Origin of the sequence: Acidovorax sp. 59, from assembly GCF_002754175.1 — a bacterium.
GTDB lineage: Bacteria > Pseudomonadota > Gammaproteobacteria > Burkholderiales > Burkholderiaceae_C > Acidovorax > Acidovorax delafieldii.
The window spans coordinates 2,831,289-2,849,973 of the sequence record NZ_PEET01000001.1; the positions used below are offsets into that span (position 1 = coordinate 2,831,289).

Here is an 18,685-nt window from a genome sequence, read left to right on the forward strand (position 1 = left end):
AAGTTGTCGGGATGATAACCAAATAAAAAACGGCGTCTTCCCCTCGGGAAAACGCCGCTTCGTCGCCCTCGGGCGATCAGGCGCGTTGGCTGATCACTTGATCGACCAAACCATAGTCCTTGGCCTCGTCGGCCGAGAGAAAATAGTCACGCTCGGTGTCTCGCTGGATCTTCTCCAGCGGCTGTCCGGTGCGCTCAGCAAGGATCTTGTTGAGCTGCTCGCGGGTCTTGAGGATCTCGCGGGCGTGGATCTCGATCTCGGTGGCTTGGCCCTGCATGCCGCCCAATGGCTGATGGATCATGACCTTGGAATTGGGCAGCGCAAAACGCTTGCCCTTGGCGCCCGCCGCCAACAGGAACGCACCCATGCTGGCCGCCATGCCCGTGCAAAGGGTCGAGACATCGGGCTTGATGAAGTTCATGGTGTCAAAAATCGCCATACCGGCGCTCACCGAACCACCGGGCGAGTTGATGTAGAACGAGATGTCCTTGTCCGGGTTTTCACTTTCCAGGAACAGCAGCTGTGCCACCACCAGGTTGGCGGTCTGGTCATTGACCGGGCCCACCAGAAAAATCACGCGCTCCTTGAGCAGGCGCGAGTAGATGTCATAGGACCGTTCGCCACGGCCCGACTGCTCGATGACCATGGGGACCATGCCCAGGCCTTGTGTTTCCAATGCGCTCATGTATTTCTCCAGTCAAGCAGGTACTGTACCCAGAAATGAATTGGGGCTTGTGCACGAAAGCACAAGCCCCTGGTGTGTCTTGACAACCAGAACCGGGTAGTTGCACGAGGCAGAACACCCGGCCCGAGTGCCTATCAGCCCTGCTGCGCCATCAGGTCGTCGAAGGAAATGGCCTTTTCGACCACCTTGGCCTTGGACAGCACGAATTCGGTCACGTTATTTTCGATGACAACGGCTTCGACTTCGGCCAGACGCTGGCGGTCGCCGAAGTACCAACGCACCACGTCTTCGGGCTTCTCGTAGCTGGCGGCCAGCTCGTCGATGTGGGCCTTGAGCTGCTCGGGCTTGGCCTGCAGCTCATTGGCGCGCACCAGCTCGGCCAGCACCAGGCCCAGGCGCACACGGCGCTCTGCCTGGGGACGGAACACGTCTTCAGGGATCTCGGCCTTGTCGGCGTCCTTGATGCCGCGTTGCTTGAGTTCAGCGCGGGCACCTTCCATCAGGCGGGCGATTTCAGCCTGGATGCTGGAATTGGGCAGATCCAACTCGGCCTTGGACACCAGGGCGTCCATCACGGCAGCCTTGTTGCGAGCCAGCAAGCGGAACTTGACTTCGCGCTCCAGGTTCTTCTTGATGTCGGCGCGCAGGCCATCCACGGAACCGTCGGCAATGCCCAGTGACTTGGCCAGAGCATCATTCACTTCGGGCAGGTGGGCCGCTTCAATCTTCTTGATGGTCACAAGGAAGTCAGCGGTTTTGCCAGCGACGTCCTTGCCGTGGTATTCGGCAGGGAACGCCAAGGGGAAAGTCTTGCTTTCGCCGGACTTCATGCCACGCACCGCGTCTTCGAACTCCTTGAGCATCTGGCCTTCGCCGACCAGGAACTGGAAGTCTTCGGCCTTGCCGCCGTCAAAGGGTTCGCCGTCGATCTTGCCTTCGAAGTCCACGGTCACGCGGTCACCGTCTTGCGCAGCGGCGTCAATGGCGCGCTGGGCGAAGCTGCGGCGCTGCTTGCGCAGGATGTCGATGGTCTTGTCGATGGCGCTGTCGGTCACTTCGGACGACAGTTTTTCAACTTCGGCGTCAGACAGGTCAGCAATCTTGACTTCGGGGAACACTTCGAAGATGGCGTCAAAAGTCACCTGACCTTCGGGAGCGCCTTCCTTTTCAGTGATGCGGGGCTGGCCAGCAACACGCAGGTTGGCTTCATTCGCAGCCACGGCAAAGGCCTCACCCACCTTGTCGTTCAGCACTTCGTACTGCACCGAGTAGCCATAACGCTGGGCCACCACGTTCATGGGCACCTTGCCGGGACGGAAACCGTCCATCTTGACCGTGCGGGCCAGGCGCTTGAGGCGCGTGTCCACTTCGGACTGGATCAGGGTGACGGGCACGCTCAGCGTGATCTTGCGCTCGAGCTTCTCAAGGGTTTCAACAGTAACGGCCATGGCTATTCCTCTTATGAATGTGGATCGTGCTGGCTGCAGCGCAGCAGCGCCGTGTTCCGCAAAGTCTCACATGGGTGGTGCGCGGGGGGGGACTCGAACCCCCACACCATTGCTGGCGTCAGGACCTAAACCTGGTGCGTCTACCAATTTCGCCACCCGCGCGGTTCTACAAACAAACAGGCGGCAACCGCAGCTGCCGCCTGTGTGAAATCGGTCAACCTTCTATTTTACCTGATGCGGACGCCCTGTCGGTCAAGCAGCACCAGGAACCTCTGGCGCAGGTCGTTTGACACGGAACCAGGCCGCATACATTGCAGGCAGTGCCAGCAGCGTGAGCACCGTGGCCACCACCAGCCCGCCCATGATGGCCACAGCCATCGGGCCCCAGAACACGCTGCGCGACAGCGGGATCATGGCCAGCACGGCGGCAGCGGCGGTGAGCACGATGGGGCGCAAACGGCGCACGGCCGATTCCACAATAGCATCCCAGGCGGGCACGCCCCGGGCGCGGTCCTGCTCGATCTGATCGATCAGGATCACCGAATTGCGCTGGATCATGCCCATGAGCGCGATCACCCCCAGCAGCGCCACAAAACCAAAGGGACGATTGAGCAACAACAGCGCCGCCGCCACACCCGCCAGCCCCAGCGGACCGGTCAGGAACACCAGCATGGCACGGCTGAAGCTGTGCAGTTGCAGCATGAGCAGCGTGAAGGTGATGAACAGCATGATGGGGAGACCCGCCGCGATGGACGCCGAGCCCTTGGAGCTTTCCTCCACGGCGCCCGCCACCTCGATGCGGTAGCCCGTCTGGCCCGCCGACCGCCACTTGGCCTCAATCTCCTTGAGGGATGGCAGCAGTGCCGCCGTCACCGTGGCGCCCTGCAGGCCCTCGGTCACGTCGCCCTGCACGGTGATGGCGTAGTCGCGGTTCTCGCGCCACATCACGCCCGGCTCCCAGGTGAACACGGGCTTGGCGATCTGCGTGAGCGGGATCGACTTGCCCGAGGCCGTGGGCAGATAGGCGTTGGCAATGTCAGTGATGGCGTTGCGCTCATCCAGCGGCTGGCGCAGCAGGATGTCGATGAGCTTGTCGCCCTCGCGGTACTGGCCGACCTGCGTGCCCGACAGAATGGTCTTGGACGCCTGTGCGATGGACTGGCTGGTCACGCCCAGGGCACGTGCCTTGGCCTGGTCGACTTCCAGGCGGAGCACCTTCACGGACTCGTTCCAGTTGTCGTTCACCCCGCGCATGTTGGGGTTCTGGCGCAGCTGGGCCTTGACCTCGTCCGCACGCTCGCGCAGCACCAGCGGATCCGGTCCCACCACGCGGAACTGAACGGGATAAGGCACGGGCGGCCCGTTGGGCAGCAGCTTGACGCGCCCGCGCACTTCCGGGAACTCCTGCGCCAGCAGCGCAGGCAGCTTCACACGCAGCGATTCGCGCACCTTCAGGTCTTGGGGCACCACGATGAACTGCGACACGTTGCTCTGCGGGAACACCTGATCGAGCGGCAGATAAAAACGCGGTACGCCAGAGCCTACCCAGGTGCTCACCGTGTTCACGCCTGGCTCGGACAGCAGGCGCTGCTCCACGCGTTTGGTGACGGCCTCGTTGCCTGCGAACGACGTGCCTTCGGGGAACCAGATGTCCACCAGAATCTCAGGCCGGCTGGAATCCGGGAAGAACTGCTGCTGCACCTTGCCCATGCCGACAATGCCCAGGGCAAAGGTCAGCACCGTGGCGCCAATGGTCAGCCAGCGGTGCTGCACGCACCAGTCCACCAGACGGCGGAAGCTGCGGTAGAACGGGCTGTCAAAAACCTCGTGCGGGTCGTCCGTGATGCCCTTGTTGGCCTGAGCGGCCAAGACGTGAGGCGGCACCTTGAGCAGCAGCGTGCCGAGGTAAGGAACGAAGTAGACCGACACGAACCAGCTGAGCACCAGCGCAATCACCGTCACGGCAAAGATGGCAAAGGTGTATTCACCCGTGGTGGACTTGGCCAGGCCGATGGGCAAAAAGCCCGCCGCCGTGATCAGCGTGCCCGTGAGCATGGGCATGGCCGTGATCTCGTAGGCAAAGGTGGCGGCGCGCACCTTGTCATAGCCCTCTTCGAGCTTGAGCACCATCATCTCCACCGCAATGATGGCGTCGTCCACCAGCAGGCCCAGCGCGATGATGAGCGAGCCCAGCGAAATCTTGTGCAGCCCGATGCCCCAGTACCACATGGCCAGGAACGTGACGGCCAGCACCAGCGGGATCGTGATGCCCACCACCAGCCCCGGGCGGGGGTCGATGTACCAGCGCTTCCACAGCGGGTTGTTGCCGGGCCGCTTGTGGACGCCCAGGCTGATGAAGCTCACCGCCAGCACGATGACCACGGCCTCGATCAGCACCTTGACAAACTCGTTCACCGAGGTGGACACCGCCTTGGGCTGGTCTTGCACGTTGACCAGTTTCACGCCCGCCGGCAACGTGCCAGCGATGCGGTCGGTGGTGGTGTGCAGGGCCTTGCCCAGCGCAATGATGTCGCCGCCCTTGGACATGGAGACGCCCAGCGCAATCACCTCGCGCCCCTGGTGGCGCACCTTCACGCCCGGTGGGTCCACATAGCCGCGCTGCACTTCGGCAATATCGCCCAGGCGCAGTTGCGCGCCCGAGGGGCCACGGATCGGCATCGCGCGCAGGTCCTCGATGGCGTTGAACTGGCCTTGCACGCGCACCTGCACCTGGTCTTGCGGGGTCTGGATGGTGCCCGCGCTTTCCACTGCGTTCTGCTGGCCCAGCTGGGCCAGCACCTGGTTCATGTCCAGGCCCAGTTGCGACAGGCGCTTTTGCGAGATCTCGATGAAGAGCTTTTCGTCCTGCACGCCAAACAGCTCGACCTTCGCCACATCGGGCACGCGCAGCAGCTGCTGGCGCGCGTCATCGGCAAACTGCTTGAGCTCTGCGTAGCTGAATCCCTCGGACTCCAGCGCGTAGATCACGCCATACACATCACCAAAGTCGTCATTGAAGAACGGGCCCTGAATGCCCTGGGGCAAGGTGTAGCGCATGTCGCCCACCTTCTTGCGCACGCTGTACCAGACGTTGGCCACGTCGCCGGGCTTGGAGGAGTCCTTGATCTGGAAAATGATCTGTGACTCGCCGGGCTTGGAGTAGCTGCGGATCTTGTCGGCGTACGGCACTTCCTGCAGCGTGCGCTCGATCTTGTCGGTAACCTGCTCGGCCACCTGCTGGGCCGTGGCACCGGGCCAGTAGGTGCGCACCACCATGGCACGGAAGGTGAACGGAGGGTCTTCGTCCTGCCCCAGCTGGAAGTAGGCGGCAAAGCCCAGCAGCATCAACACCACCATGAGGTAGCGGGTGAGCGCAGGATGGTCGAGCGCCCATTTGGAGAGGTTGAACCCCTCTTTGGGTTGGATTTGCGTCATGGCGGGCCTCAGTTGGCGGCAGAGGCCGTGGCGGTGGCGGGTGCAGCAGCGGCCGCAGCAGCCGATGGCACCGCCGGCATTGCTACAGATTCAGGAGCTGTCTGTGCTTTACTCACTGGCGCCTGGGCCACTTTTGGCTGGTATACCGTCACTTTCTGCCCGGGAGACAGCACGTGCACGCCGGTGGCCACCACCTGCATGCCGGGGGTCAGGCCCCCTGCCACCACCGCATCGTTGCCGTCGGCCGTGGCGATCTGCACCACCTGCGACTTGACGGTGCTGGTCGCGGGGTCGTACACCCACACGGCGGTGGACTGGCCCTCCTGACGCAGCGCGCTCGTGGGCAGCTTGATGGCGGCAATGCCGGCATGGCTCAGTGCCTTGGGCGTGGCGTACACGGTGGCGCCCAGTGCTGGGGCGTCCGCAGCGTCAATGGCCACCTTGACCTGGAAGGTACGGGTCGCAGCGTCGGCGCTGGCAGCCACTTCGCGCACGCGGCCCGTCAGGGTCGCGCCGCCAGACCAGCCGCGCACAGCCACCTCGGAGCTCGTCGTGATCTGCGCCACCTTGTCCTCGGGCACAGCAAACACCACGTCGCGCGGGCCGTCCTGCGCAACGCGCACCACCGGCGCACCTGCCGACACTACCTGGCCCGGCTCGGCATCGATGCCCGTCACCACGCCCGACACGTCCGCCACCAGTGTGGTGTAGGCCGCCTGGTTGCCCTGCGACGACAGCTGCGCGCGCGCCTGGTCCAGCGTGGCCTGGGCGGCCTTGAGCGTGGCCTCACGGCGTTCCAGCTCGGCACCGCTGATGAAGTTCTGGTCCTTGAGCGCCTGGTAGCGCTTGAGGTCCGCCGCCGCCAGATCACGCTGCGTGGTGGCCGATGCCAGTTGCGCACGCGCGGCGTCAGCCGCCAGCTGGTAGTCCTTGGGGTCCAGTTGCGCCAGCACCTGCCCGGCCTTCACGCGCTGGCCCAGCTCGGCCTGGCGCTGCACGATCTTGCCCGCCACGCGAAAGCCCAGGCGCGACTCCACCCGCGCGCGCACCTCGCCCGAATACTCCAGGCTGGACTGCAGCGCGCCCACGCCCACCGTCATCAGCTTGACGGAGCGCACGGGCTCCTCAGGCGGTGCGGGACGCGAACAGGCGGCCAGCACGGTAGCGGTGGCCAGCACCAGCAAAAGCCTGGAATGCCGTGAGGAGGGCCGCAGGGCGGAGGATGTGCGCATGGGAAATCCGGTGAAAAAAGAAGGGGCCACAAGGATCAGCAAGCAAGACGCAGGCCGGAGTGCCCGCGCAGCGACAGTACACCAGACACCCGCCAACCAGCCACCCGCAGCCATGCAGGGCGCTTGTGAACAGGTGCAGGGGCCAGCCGCCTTGTCCCCCACTGGATTGGTTTTTATGATTACTGACTGACCGGTTAGTAATCTATGAGAAGCCCTTGAGCTTGTCAAGCGACAATCCGGGGTGTGAACGACCGTCCCAGCCCCTCTCCCCACCCCAACGCAGCCTCCGCGCCACAGTCCACTGCGACTGATGCGGTGGCACCTCCTGTCACCCATTACGAAAACTTCCCCGTAGCATCCCTGCTGTGCCCGCCCCACCTGCGCCAGCCGATTGCCGCCATCTACGGCTTTGCGCGCACGGCGGACGACATTGCCGACGAAGGCGATGCCCTGCCCGCCGCCCGGCTGGCAGACCTGGCCGCTTACCTGGCCGATCTGCGCGCGATTGCCCAGGGCCAGGCGCCCTCGCCCCGCTGGGCCAGCGTGTTTTTGCCGCTGCAAGGCGTATTGCGCAGCCACCAGCTGCCCGTGCCCCTGCTGGAAGACCTGCTCAGTGCCTTTGCCCAGGACGTCGAAAAAACCCGTGACGGCGAGGGCTACGCCGACCGCGACGAGCTGCTGGACTACTGCCGCCGCTCGGCCAACCCCGTGGGCCAGCTGCTGCTGCACCTGTATGGCGTGCACGACGCCGAAGCACTGCGCCAGTGCGACGCCATCTGCACGGCGCTGCAGCTCATCAACTTCTGGCAGGACCTGTCCGTGGACATCCCCCGGGGCCGCCACTACCTGCCGCGCGCCGACTGCGTGGCGTATGGCGCCTGCCAGTCCGAGCTGCTGGCGCTGCAAAGCACCCGCGAGAACGCCCGCCTGATTGCCGACTGCGCCCACTGGGCGCGCACCACGATGCAAAGCGGCGCCCCCTTGGTGCACCGCCTGCCGGGCCGCGCCGGCTGGGAGCTACGGCTGGTGGTGCAAGGCGGCCTGCGCATCCTCGACAAGGTCGAGGCCCTCAAAGGAGGCAGCCTGCACACCCGGCCCAAGCTCCGTGGGTGGGACTGGTGCGTGATGCTGGGCCGCGCGCTGGTGATGTAAGAAAGATTCATGGGCCACAAGACGGGCTCACACACTGGCCTACCAACGCAGCACCCAGTGCCCAAACGGTCTGTAGCGCATGATTCATATGCACCAATTGCTACTCAATTAATAGCAAATTATTGGGATGCCTCTCGCCCTTGACCCGGCAGGGGCAGGGATAGCGAGCATGCCCCTGCCACTGCACCCGGTTAGCCTCGCGGCCACCGTGGCAGGGCGGCGGCCAACACCCCACCCTGCCGGCCCGTGCCCGCGCGCCACAAGCGCTGGGGCACCTTTAACACTGGTTCTCAGAGCCCAGGGTCACCCCCACCATGTCCGTCAGCGTTTTCGACCTCTTCAAGATCGGCATCGGGCCGTCCAGCTCCCACACCGTGGGGCCCATGATTGCGGCGCGGCAGTTTGCCTGCCATGTGCGCGACTCCGTCGGCCTGGCGGCGGTGCACCAGGTGAGCGTGGAGCTGTTCGGCTCCCTCTCGGCCACCGGCGTGGGCCACGGCACCGACCGCGCCGTGCTGCTCGGTCTGGCCGGGCACGAGCCAGACCACATCGACCCCGACCAGATCGCCCCCACCATCGCACAGATCCGCCAGAGCGGCACGCTGGCGTTGCTGGGCGAGCATGCCGTGCCGTTTGTCGAAAAGGACCACCTGCTGTTTCGCCGCAAAAGCCTGCCGCTGCACCCCAACGGCATGGCGTTCCATGCACTGGATGCGCAGGGCAACGACATCGCCATGCGTGAGTACTACTCGGTGGGCGGCGGCTTTGTGGTCGATGCGGCGGGCCAGCGCGTGCTCAACACGCCTGCCAGCGCCTGCGCCGATACCGCAGGCCATGGCCAGGGCCTGCCATACTCGTTCCGCACCGGGGCCGAGCTGCTGGCGCAGTGCCGCACTACGGGCCTGAGCATGGCCCAGCTCATGGCCGCCAACGAACAGCACTGGCGCAGCCCGGCCGAGGTAAGGCGCCAGCTGCTGGCCATCTGGCAGACCATGGCGGGCGCCGTGCAGCGCGGCTGCGCCAGCACTGGCACCCTGCCCGGCCCCATGCATGTGCGCCGGCGTGCGGCCGAGCTGCACAAGAACCTGAGCCGCTCGCCCGAGGCCGCCCTGCGCGACCCGCTCTCCATGCTGGACTGGGTGAACCTGTACGCCATGGCCGTGAACGAAGAAAACGCCGCTGGCGGCCGCGTGGTGACGGCGCCCACCAACGGCGCGGCAGGCGTGATCCCGGCCGTGCTGCACTACTACGTCAACTTTCTGCAGGGCCCCATCCCGGCCAACGACGACGGCATTGCCACCTTTTTGCTCACCGCAGGTGCCATCGGCATCATCTACAAGGAGAACGCATCGCTCTCCGGCGCTGAGGTGGGCTGCCAGGGCGAAGTGGGCGTGGCCTGCTCCATGGCTGCTGGCGCGCTGGCCGCCGTGATGGGCGGCACGCCCGAGCAGGTGGAGAACGCGGCCGAGATCGGCATGGAGCACAACCTGGGCATGACCTGCGACCCCGTGGGCGGTCTGGTGCAGATCCCCTGCATCGAGCGCAACGCCATGGGCGCGATCAAGGCCATCAACGCCGCCCGCATGGCGCTGCGCGGCGACGGGCAGCACGTGGTCTCGCTCGACAAGGTCATCAAGACCATGATGCAAACCGGCGCGGACATGAAGGTGAAATACAAGGAGACATCGCGCGGCGGGCTGGCGGTGAATGTGGTCGAATGCTGAACCGTGCCGCCTACCGGCCTCTATTGCAGCCCCTCTCGCGGCACGTTTCGTAGCCCCTTCACCTGCATGCATCTGCCGCCGGACCTGCCCACACCCTTGCCACTGGAGCGCTGGCTCAACCGCCTGGGCGCGCTGGTGATGCCGCTGGCGCTGCTGGTCGTGCTGCTGCTGTTTTTGCAATGGCCGTTGCGCGACGGGTGGGGCGCGGGGTCCAGCCAAGCCAACGACCTCGCGCAGGTGCTGTTTGCGCTGTATGTGGCGGTGGCCCTGCGCCATGCAGACCGGCGCGGCGCCCACCTGGTCAGCCGCCCCGATCTTGCCCATGCGGGCCGGGGCCCGGTGCGCGCCATGCGCCTGCTGGGCGCGCCCCTGGCCGTTCTGCCCTGGGCGGTGTTTGTGTGCATCAACGCCGCGCCCACGGTGTGGCGGTCGGTGCGGGGGCTGGAGAGTTTTCCTGAAACCGCCAACCCCGGCTACTTCGCCATCAAGCTGGCGCTGCTGCTGCTGGCCGTGCTGCTGGCCCTGCAAGCCCTGGCCGACCTGTGGCGGGCCGTGCACACGCTGCGCGCGCCCACTGGCGCACCGGCGGACCCTGCATGAGTCCCGTCCCATGAGCGCCATACCATGAACGCCATCGGCCTGTTGCTGCTGGTGCTGGCCCTGGTGCTGATGATGACCACCGGCTGGGCCACCTACGCCGTTTTGCTGGGCGTCAGCACCCTGGGCGCGGTGGCGGGCCTGGCGCTGGGCGCGTTTGATGGCGCGGTACTGCGCAGCCTGCCGGAGCGCGTGGTGGGCCTGCTCGAACACGATCTGCTGCAGGCGCTGGTGCTGTATGCCGTGGTGGGTGCAATGCTCAACCACCTGGCACTGGTCAACGGCCTGTACAGCGGGCTGCGCAAGCTGCTGGCGCGCGTGGTAGGGCTACGGGCCGCGCCCGACATGGCGGGCCTGGGCGTGGGCATGCTGATGGCGCCCATGAACGGATCGGTGGGGGCCAGTCTGGTGACCCTGTCGCACACCGCCGGGCAGGCCTGGGCAAATGAAGGCATGCCGCCCGCCCGACGCACCGCCCTGGTCGCCGTGGCCAGCACGCTGGGCATCATCGTGCCGCCGTCGCTGGTGCTGTTGCTGCTGGGCGATGCCATGCTGCGGGCCCACACCGAGGGCCTGACCCTGGCCACGCAGCTGGGGCTGGCCAGCGCCCGCGCAGGCACCCGCATCATCAATACCCAGGATGTGCTGCAGGCCACCCTGGCCCCCGGTGCGCTGCTGCTGGTGCTGTGGATAGGCGTGACCTGGTGGCTCGCCCAGCGCCGCACTGGCGGCACCGCAGATCAAGGGGCCGCATCTTTAGCACCCGTGCCCCTCACCCGCAGCGAGCGCTGGACGTTGGGCGTGGTGCCCATGCTCATCGTGGCCCTGCTGGCACTGGTCACCACCGGCCGCGTGCGGGCGGTAGAGGCCGCCGCCACCGCCGGGGTGCTGCTGCTGGTGTGGGGCGTGGCGTCGCGCCAGCTCACGCTGCGGCGGCTGGCGCAGGTGCTGGACGACGCCATGGCGCTCACCGGTGCGCTGTTTGCGCTGCTGGTGGCGGCGGTCACGTTCTCGCTGGTGCTGCGCGCCTACGGCACCGATGTGCTGGTGGCCGAATGGATGCGTGCCCTGCAGGGCCAGCCCCTGCTGGCCATGGGGGTGGTACTGGCCGTGCTGCTGGGCTCGGCGTTTGTGCTCGATGCGTTCGAGCTGATCTTCCTGATCATCCCCATCGTCATGCCCCCTTTGCTGGCGCTGGTGGACGACGCAGCCTGGGTGGCCGCGCTCACCTTGCTGGTGCTGCAGGCGGGGTTCCTGCTGCCGCCGCTGGGCTACGCGCTGGTGCTGTCCCGCGCCCAGGTGGCGCCCCGGCCCGCCATGGGCGCGGTGGCGCGTGCGCTGGCGCCCTACCTGCTCTGCCTGGCCGGCGTGATCGCCCTGGTGATGGCCGTGCCCGCCACCACGCGGTGGCTGCGCAGCACGCCCGCCACGCTGCCCGAGATGTCGATCCAGGGCGACGACCTGGACGCGCTGATGCGCGAGATGTCGCAACCCGAGGCGCCAGCCCCTGCACCCGCCGCCTCCGCAACACCTCCCTGAAGCTATCATTAGAATAGCAACCAGGGCATGCGGCACTAGCGCATCCGCCCGAAAACACCTCAAACCCCGACAACCGGCCCGCCCCGGTGCGCCATGGGACAATCTCGCCCCATGACACCGCAGCAGTACGTACAGCAAAAGGCCGTGGCCTCGGGCAGCAGCTTCTATTACGCCTTTCTCTTTCTGCCTGCCCCGCGCCGCGCGGCTATCACGGCGTTCTATGCGTTTTGCCGCGAAGTGGACGATGTGGTCGATGAAGTGAGCGACCCGGGCGTGGCCCGCACCAAGCTGGCCTGGTGGCAGGCCGAAGTGACCAAGGCCTACGCGGGCCAGCCCACGCACCCGGTGATGCTGGCGCTGATGCCGCTGGCGGCCGACTACGGCATCGAACAGCGCCACCTGCAGGCCGTGATCGACGGCTGCCAGATGGACCTGGAGCAGACGCGCTACCTCGACTTTGCAGGTCTTCAGGGCTACTGCCACCTGGTGGCGGGCGTCGTGGGCGAAGTCGCAGCGCGCATCTTCGGCCAGACCGACCCGCGCACCACCGAATACGCCCACCGGCTGGGCCTGGCGTTCCAGCTCACCAACATCATCCGCGACGTGGGCGAAGACGCCATGCTGGGCCGCATTTACCTGCCGGTCAGCGAGCTGCAGCAGTTCGACGTGAAGGCGCACGAGATCTTGAAGCGCCAGTACTCCGACCGGTTTACCGCACTCATGCGCTTTCAGGCCGAGCGCGCGCACCGGCTGTACGACGAGGCCTTTGCCCTGCTGCCCGACGCGGACCGCCGCACCCAAAAGCCCGGCCTGATGATGGCCAGCATCTACCGCACCCTGCTGCGCGAGATCGAGCACGAAAACTTCCAGGTGCTGCACCAGCGCATCCGCCTCACGCCGCTGCGCAAGTTCTGGCTGGCCTGGAAGATGCAAGCCCTGGGCAGGATGTAGCCCGGCGTGGCACCGCAGAAAGTCGCCGTCATCGGGGCTGGCTGGGCCGGCATGGCTGCAGCCATCGCCCACCGGCAGGCCGGCCGCCAGGTCACCGTGTTAGAGGCCGCGCGCACGGTGGGCGGCCGCGCCCGCGCCGTGCCGGGCGTGCTGCCCGATGGCACAGTGACCACACTCGACAACGGCCAGCACATCCTGATCGGTGCCTACACCGAGAGCCTGCGCCTGATGCGCCTGGTGGGCATGGACCCTGCCACCGCGCTGCTGCGCCTGCCGCTGACCCTGCAGTTCCCCGATGGCCAGGGCCTGCAACTGCCCGACCTGCCCCCGCCGCTGGATGCGCTGCTGGGCATCGCGCGCGCCAAAGGCTGGGGCTGGCAAGACAAAGTCGCCTTGCTGCGCACGGCCACGGCCTGGCAGCTGCGCGGCTTTCGCTGCGCGCCCCACACCTCGGTGGCAGACCTGTGTGCCCCGCTCACGCCCCGGCTGATGGCCGAGTTCATCGACCCGCTGTGCGTGTCTGCACTCAACACCCCCGCACGCGAGGCCAGCGGCCAGGTGTTTTTGCGGGTGCTGCAGGACAGCCTGTTCAGCGGACGCGGCGGCTCCAACCTGTTGCTGCCACGCACCGACCTGGGCGCGCTGTTCCCCGAGGCTGCGGTGCGCTGGCTGGTGCAGCAAGGCGGCCAGGTGGTCACCGGCCAACGCATCCAGCGGCTTGTGCCCCTGGCCAGCGGGCGCTGGCAATTGGTGGGTGCTGTGGGCGCCGTCGGTGCAGCGCAGGGCGCCGAAGCAGCCGAATCCTTCGACCACATCACCCTGGCCTGCCCCTCGTGGGAGTCCGCGCGCCTGGTCGAGGGCCTTGCCAGCACGGCGGGCCTGGCCGCTGCCGCCCGCTGGAGCGCCACCGCCAGTGCCTTGCGGTTTGAGGCCATCACCACCGTTTACGCCCATGCCAGCGGCGCACAACTCCCCCTGCCCATGCTGGCGCTGCGCAACACGGCAGAGCACCCGGCGCAGTTCGTGTTCGACCGGGGCCAACTCGACGGCCAGCAGGGGTTGCTGGCCTTTGTGGTGAGCGCCAGCGATGGCGACCGGGCGCTCATCGAGCAACAGGTGCTGCAGCAAGCCGCTGCACAGCTGGGCCTGCCGGGCCTGCGCCCTGTGCAGACCGTGGTCGAAAAGCGCGCCACGTTTGCATGCACCCCCGGCCTGCAGCGGCCCGCCATGCAGGTGCTGCCGGGGCTGACGGCCTGCGGCGACTATGTCGTGGGCCCCTACCCGGCGACGCTGGAAGGCGCGGTGCTCAGCGGCACCGCCGTGGCGGCCTGCGCGGCAGCGGGCTGACACAACACCACCCGGGCCAGCAGACCACCCCCGGGTAACTACCAAGCCCGCTGACAGCATTCCGAAAGCACGACCCAGGCACCATGGCGCCACTCGCATACCGCATGCGCCTTGTTCGCCTTTGTGCGCGCTGGCCTTTCGGCCTTTTGTTTTGACGGAGACACCCCCCATGCTTTCACACGAACACCCCGCCCTCTGGTCCCCCACCCGCCGCCATCTGCTGGGAGCCAGCGGCGCACTGGCCCTGGGCGGCCTGCTGCCCGCTGGAGCCTCGGCCCAGGCGGCCTGGCCGTCCAAGTCGGTGCGGTTTGTGGTGCCGTTCGCGCCGGGCGGCAGCTCGGAGATCGTGGCCCGCTCCACCGCTGCCGAGCTGGGCAAGACGCTGGGTCAGAGCGTGTATGTGGACAACAAGCCGGGCGCCGCAGGCAACATCGCCATGGGTGAAGTGGCGCGCTCTGACGACCAGCACACGCTGATCCTGGGCCACATCGGCACACTGGCCGTCAACCCCTTCATCTTCGACAAGCTGCCCTACGACGCCAACAAGGACTTCAAGCCCGTGAGCCTGCTGGCCAAGGTGCCCAGCCTGTACGTGGTGCACCCCGACGTGCCCGCCAAGAACCTCAAGGAGTTCATCGCCTACGCCAAGAAGAACCCGGCCAAGCTCAGCTATGGCTCGGCGGGCAACGGCAGCGCAGGCCACTTGGCGTTTGAATACCTCAAGATGACCGCCGATATCTTCATGCTGCACGTGCCCTACCGTGGCACCGGCCCCATGATGACCGACCTGCTCTCGGGCCGCCTTGATGCCGCCGCCGTGGGCGCCGCCGCCCTGCTGCCCTTCATCAAGGCCGGCAAGGTGCGCTGCATCGCCACCGGCTCGGCCAAGCGCCTGCCCCAGCTGCCCGACGTGGCCACGGTGGCCGAACAGGGCTTTCCGGGCTTTGAGATGACGCAGTGGTACGGCATGCTGGCGCCCGCCAACCTGGCCCCAGCCAACCTCGACAAGCTGGCGGCCGAGACCGCCAAGGCCGTCAAGGCCCCCGGCTCGCTGGAGCGCCTGAACGCGGACGCGGCCGAGGCCATTGGCGGCACACCAGCGCAGTTCGCGCAGTTCATCGCGTCCGAACAAGAGCGCTGGAAGAAGGTGCTGCTGCGCGCGAAGGTGAAGCCAGACTAACCCCTGAGCCGCTTCGCGTCTTCCCCCTTTCTCTCGCCCCGCTGCGCGGGTCGGGAAGGGGGACGCAGCCAGTGCGGCGGGGCGGCCCTTGCACGGCTGCCTGGCCCGGGCAGTGCGTGCTCGCAAGCTGACTGCTGGCGCTTGCGCGCCGCGACCGCTCCGCGTTGAATGGCTCAATGCTGAAGGCAAGCCCTGCGTCATCCGCACAAACGGTAGCATCCCTCCATGCGCATCCTTCTGGCCGAAGACGACCACAACCTGGGCACCTGGCTGAGCCGCGCGCTGGAGCATGCGGGCATCCAGGTCGAATGGGTGAACGATGGCCGCCTGGCCGACCGCGCGCTGCAGCAGCACGACAACTACGACGCACTGGTGCTGGACCTGGGCCTGCCCGGGCTGGACGGGCAGGCGGTGCTGCAGCGCTTGCGCGACCGCGACCAGCGCCTGCCCGCGCTGATCCTGACGGCACGTGATTCGCTGGACGAGCGCGTGCGCTCGCTCAACGCAGGGGCCGACGACTTTCTGGCCAAGCCCTTCGAGCTGGCCGAGCTGGAAGCACGCCTGCACGCCCTGGTGCGCCGCGCGCGCGGCAACGAGCACCAGCGCCAGGCCTGCGGTGCGCTGGTATACGACAGCGCCCGCAAGCAGTTCACCCTGCGCGGCGAGCCCCTGGCCCTGTCCCCGCGCGAACACGCCGTGCTGCGCGTGCTGGTGCAGCGCAGCGGCGAGCCGTTTTCCAAGCAGCAGATCCTGGACCGCGTGTTCACCGACGATGACGATGTGCACCCCGAAGCCGTGGAGGTGTTTGTGCACCGCCTGCGCAAGCGGCTGGATGGCAGTGGTGTGCGCATCACCACGCTGCGCGGCCTGGGCTATGCGCTGGAAGCAGACTGACCGATGGGCCTGACCGCACGCCTGCGCCGCGCCAGCCTGTGGCGGCTGCTGGCCATGCTGCTGCTGCCGCTGCTGGCCCTGGTGACGGGCGTGGAGCTGTGGATGACCCGGCACGATGCGCTGGAGGCCGCCAACGCGGCCTACGACCGCTCGCTGCTCGGCGCGCTCAAGTCCATCGACGCCAACATCTCCACCGCCTCGGGCGGCCTGTCGGCCGAGTTGCCGTACAGCATGCTGGAATTCTTTGAACTCACGGCCAGCGGCAATGTGTACTTTCGCGTGGCGTCATCCGACGGGCTGGTGGAGCTGGGCAATGCCGACCTGCCTCTGCCCACTGGCGCGCTGGAGCCCGGCGTGCCGCGCTTTTATGACGCCACCTACTTTGGAGAGTCCGTGCGGTTGGCCGCCTACCGCCGCGCGCTGGACCGTGCGGAGCCCGCATCTACCGTGCTGGTGCAGGTGGCCGAAAGCACGCGGTCGCGCCAGGACTTCACAGCCCGCTTTGTGCGCCGCGCGGTGCAGCGCGATGCGCTGGTGCTGGCCCTGATGGTGCTGGGCACTGCGGCGCTGCTGGCCGTGGCGCTGCGCCCGCTGGCGCGGCTGGCGCGCGAGGTGCAGGCCCGCAGCGGCGACGACATGACCTCGCTGGCATCCAACGACCTGCCCGCCGACATTCGCCCGCTGGTGGACGCGGTCAACCAGCAGATGGCGCGCACGCAAGATCTGGTGGCACAGCAACGGCAGTTTTTGGACGATGCCTCGCACCAGCTGCGCACCCACCTCACCACGCTGCAGATGCAGATCGACTACGCACGCCGCGAGGGCGACACCACGCAGGTGCAGCACACGCTGGCAGCCATCGGAGGCGAGATCGCCCGCGCCACGCGCAGCACCCAGCAGCTGCTGGCACTGGGCCGCAGCGACACAGCGGCGGTGGAGCTGACGCCCTTTGACCTGGCCGCGCTGCTGCGCACGGTGGCGCTGGAGCTGCTGCCCCAGGCGCGCGCCAAGCAGATCGACTTTGGCATCCATACGCCCTCCGCTGGCATCGAGGCCGTGGGCGACAGTGGCCTGCTGCGCGAGGCCCTGACCAATCTGGCAGCCAATGCCATCGCCTACACCCCCGCGCAGGGCACCGTCACCGTGTCGGCCGCGGGTGACAGCCTGGGCTGGAGCATCTGCGTGGAGGACAACGGCCCCGGTCTGCCCTCCGAGGAGCGCGACGCACTGGGCCAGCGCTACCGGCGCGGCTCGCAGGCCACGGCGGGCGGCTCCGGCCTGGGGCTGGCCATTGCGCGGTCGATTGCCGAACGGCACCGGGGCAGCCTGCGGCTGCAGGCGCGCGCTGAAGGGACTGGGCTCCTGGCAATACTCTGGTGGCCCCGCGCCTGACACAGTCTGCTGAACAAGTGAACGCTCCACACCCCATGCCGCAGCCCTTGCCCACCACAGACCGTCCGCTGACAGCGCCTTGCAGCCGCCGCCAGCTGCTGCAGACGCTCGCGGCCGCCGCCAGCGCTGGCGCGGGCCTGGCTCCCTTCCCGGCGGCAGCCGACGCATCCCGTGAGCCGGCGGAATGCATTGCACCTTCACGCCCCGGCGGCGGATTTGACCTGACCTGTGGTCTGGCCTCACAGGCACTGCAGGCCGTGCGCCCTGGCCGCACGCCGCTGCGCACCCGCTACCTGCCCGGTGGCATTGGCGCGGTGGCATTTGACCAGGTGGCCACCGGCCGCCTGGGAGGGCCCGGCACGCTGGTGGCGTTCTCCAGCGGCTCGCTGCTCAACATGGCGCAGGGCCGCTTCGGCCCACACCCGGTGAGCGCCGTGCGCTGGATAGCGACACTGGGCAACGACTACGGCGTGGTGGCTGTGCACCGCGACGCCCCCTACCAGCGCTTGCAGGACGTGGTCACCGCCTTGCAAAAAGATTCGGGCCGCGTGGTGTTTGGCGCCGGCGGCACGCTGGGCAGCCAGGACTGGGTCAAGGCCGCGCTGCTGGTGCGCGCAGCGGGGCAAGACCACAAGCGCATGCGTTTTGTATCGTTTGAAGGCGGCGGCGAATCGCTCAAGGCGCTGGGTGGCCGGCACATCGACATCTTCACCGGCGACGCGGCCGAGGCCACCCGGGCCGCTGCAGAAGGCCTGCCGGTGCGCATCCTGGCGGTGCTGGCCCCCACGCGGCTGCCCGGCACACTGGCCGCCCTGCCCACGGCACGCGAGCAGGGCATTGACCTGCAATGGACCACCGTGCGCGGCCTCTACATGGCCGCCAGCGTGCGCGATGCCGACGCCCACGCCTGGACGACCGCCCTGCAGGAAGCCCAGGCAGCGCCTGGCTACGCGGCCCTGTGCGCCCGCCATGGGCTGTACCCCTTCGCGCTGAGTGGCACGGCCCTGGACGACTATGTGCAACGCAGCCTGGCCGACTATCGCCGCCTGGCGCAGGATCTGGGGCTGCGGTCCTGGCCGCGTTGATCTGCGCTGCGCACCACCTCCTGA

At 67.4% G+C, this 18,685-nt stretch carries 14 protein-coding genes and 1 tRNA gene; 10 read left to right on the forward strand and 5 right to left on the reverse strand.

All coding sequences use genetic code 11. The annotated features are described in order from the left end of the window. Nucleotides 1–76 precede the first annotated feature (76 nt). From clpP to CLU87_RS12855, 5 genes are all read right to left on the reverse strand, one after another. Nucleotides 77–685: an ATP-dependent Clp endopeptidase proteolytic subunit ClpP gene (gene clpP, locus CLU87_RS12835; protein WP_015014885.1), complete on the reverse strand. Its 609-nt coding sequence runs from the start codon at nt 683–685 to the stop codon at nt 77–79. Between the two features lie 134 nt (nt 686–819). Then, a complete protein-coding gene (tig, locus tag CLU87_RS12840; RefSeq protein ID WP_056064489.1) occupies nt 820–2,133 on the reverse strand; it encodes a trigger factor in 1,314 nt (437 codons plus the stop codon). 75 nt (nt 2,134–2,208) lie between these two features. Continuing rightward, nucleotides 2,209–2,295 (reverse strand) — tRNA-Leu (locus tag CLU87_RS12845). 90 nt (nt 2,296–2,385) lie between these two features. Next, complete coding sequence (locus CLU87_RS12850; protein WP_056064492.1) at nt 2,386–5,568, reverse strand: efflux RND transporter permease subunit; 3,183 nt, start codon at nt 5,566–5,568, stop codon at nt 2,386–2,388. A gap of 8 nt (nt 5,569–5,576) precedes the next feature. Beyond that, nucleotides 5,577–6,800 (reverse strand): efflux RND transporter periplasmic adaptor subunit, encoded by a 1,224-nt coding sequence (locus CLU87_RS12855; protein WP_099732166.1) that lies wholly within the window; start codon nt 6,798–6,800, stop codon nt 5,577–5,579. A 243-nt stretch (nt 6,801–7,043) separates the two neighbouring features. Between CLU87_RS12855 and hpnC the strand changes: the two genes are divergently transcribed. The 10 genes from hpnC to CLU87_RS12905 all read left to right on the forward strand — a co-directional run bounded on the left by hpnC (nt 7,044) and on the right by CLU87_RS12905 (nt 18,661). Then, a complete protein-coding gene (gene hpnC, locus CLU87_RS12860; protein WP_099730675.1) occupies nt 7,044–7,952 on the forward strand; it encodes a squalene synthase HpnC in 909 nt (302 codons plus the stop codon). 314 nt (nt 7,953–8,266) lie between these two features. Continuing rightward, nucleotides 8,267–9,676: an L-serine ammonia-lyase gene (locus CLU87_RS12865; RefSeq protein ID WP_099730676.1), complete on the forward strand. Its 1,410-nt coding sequence runs from the start codon at nt 8,267–8,269 to the stop codon at nt 9,674–9,676. Nucleotides 9,677–9,742: 66 nt separating this feature from the next. Beyond that, entirely contained in the window at nt 9,743–10,276 is a 534-nt protein-coding gene (locus tag CLU87_RS12870; protein ID WP_099730677.1) for a C4-dicarboxylate ABC transporter substrate-binding protein, read from the forward strand. 24 nt (nt 10,277–10,300) lie between these two features. Further along, on the forward strand, nt 10,301–11,812 hold the full coding sequence (locus CLU87_RS12875) for a TRAP transporter large permease subunit (RefSeq protein ID WP_099730678.1): 1,512 nt from the start codon (nt 10,301–10,303) through the stop codon (nt 11,810–11,812). 111 nt (nt 11,813–11,923) lie between these two features. Continuing rightward, the gene (gene hpnD / locus CLU87_RS12880; RefSeq protein ID WP_099730679.1) at nt 11,924–12,763 is read left to right on the forward strand and encodes a presqualene diphosphate synthase HpnD; all 840 of its coding nucleotides are present in this window, start codon (nt 11,924–11,926) and stop codon (nt 12,761–12,763) included. Between the two features lie 51 nt (nt 12,764–12,814). Then, entirely contained in the window at nt 12,815–14,110 is a 1,296-nt protein-coding gene (gene hpnE / locus CLU87_RS12885; RefSeq protein WP_233193871.1) for a hydroxysqualene dehydroxylase HpnE, read from the forward strand. A 169-nt stretch (nt 14,111–14,279) separates the two neighbouring features. Next, complete coding sequence (locus CLU87_RS12890; protein WP_056064501.1) at nt 14,280–15,290, forward strand: tripartite tricarboxylate transporter substrate binding protein; 1,011 nt, start codon at nt 14,280–14,282, stop codon at nt 15,288–15,290. 225 nt (nt 15,291–15,515) lie between these two features. After that, nucleotides 15,516–16,184 (forward strand): response regulator, encoded by a 669-nt coding sequence (locus CLU87_RS12895; RefSeq protein ID WP_015014896.1) that lies wholly within the window; start codon nt 15,516–15,518, stop codon nt 16,182–16,184. Nucleotides 16,185–16,187: 3 nt separating this feature from the next. Further along, a complete protein-coding gene (locus CLU87_RS12900; protein ID WP_099730681.1) occupies nt 16,188–17,576 on the forward strand; it encodes a sensor histidine kinase in 1,389 nt (462 codons plus the stop codon). Nucleotides 17,577–17,611: 35 nt separating this feature from the next. Next, nucleotides 17,612–18,661 carry a tripartite tricarboxylate transporter substrate-binding protein gene (locus tag CLU87_RS12905; protein WP_369804341.1) on the forward strand — a complete coding sequence of 350 codons (1,050 nt, stop codon included), beginning with the start codon at nt 17,612–17,614 and terminating at the stop codon, nt 18,659–18,661. The last annotated feature ends 24 nt before the right edge of the window (nt 18,662–18,685 follow it).

Excerpts from the sequence above, each read along its gene's own strand:
- clpP (WP_015014885.1), bottom strand. The coding sequence starts at position 685 with ATGAGCGCATTGGAAACACAAGGCCTGGGCATGGTCCCCATGGTCATC.
- tig (WP_056064489.1), bottom strand. The coding sequence starts at position 2,133 with ATGGCCGTTACTGTTGAAACCCTTGAGAAGCTCGAGCGCAAGATCACG.
- CLU87_RS12850 (WP_056064492.1), bottom strand. The coding sequence starts at position 5,568 with ATGACGCAAATCCAACCCAAAGAGGGGTTCAACCTCTCCAAATGGGCG.
- CLU87_RS12855 (WP_099732166.1), bottom strand. The coding sequence starts at position 6,800 with ATGCGCACATCCTCCGCCCTGCGGCCCTCCTCACGGCATTCCAGGCTT.
- CLU87_RS12865 (WP_099730676.1), top strand. The coding sequence starts at position 8,267 with ATGTCCGTCAGCGTTTTCGACCTCTTCAAGATCGGCATCGGGCCGTCC.
- CLU87_RS12870 (WP_099730677.1), top strand. The coding sequence starts at position 9,743 with ATGCATCTGCCGCCGGACCTGCCCACACCCTTGCCACTGGAGCGCTGG.
- CLU87_RS12875 (WP_099730678.1), top strand. The coding sequence starts at position 10,301 with ATGAACGCCATCGGCCTGTTGCTGCTGGTGCTGGCCCTGGTGCTGATG.
- hpnD (WP_099730679.1), top strand. The coding sequence starts at position 11,924 with ATGACACCGCAGCAGTACGTACAGCAAAAGGCCGTGGCCTCGGGCAGC.
- hpnE (WP_233193871.1), top strand. The coding sequence starts at position 12,815 with ATGGCTGCAGCCATCGCCCACCGGCAGGCCGGCCGCCAGGTCACCGTG.
- CLU87_RS12890 (WP_056064501.1), top strand. The coding sequence starts at position 14,280 with ATGCTTTCACACGAACACCCCGCCCTCTGGTCCCCCACCCGCCGCCAT.
- CLU87_RS12895 (WP_015014896.1), top strand. The coding sequence starts at position 15,516 with ATGCGCATCCTTCTGGCCGAAGACGACCACAACCTGGGCACCTGGCTG.
- CLU87_RS12900 (WP_099730681.1), top strand. The coding sequence starts at position 16,188 with ATGGGCCTGACCGCACGCCTGCGCCGCGCCAGCCTGTGGCGGCTGCTG.
- CLU87_RS12905 (WP_369804341.1), top strand. The coding sequence starts at position 17,612 with ATGCCGCAGCCCTTGCCCACCACAGACCGTCCGCTGACAGCGCCTTGC.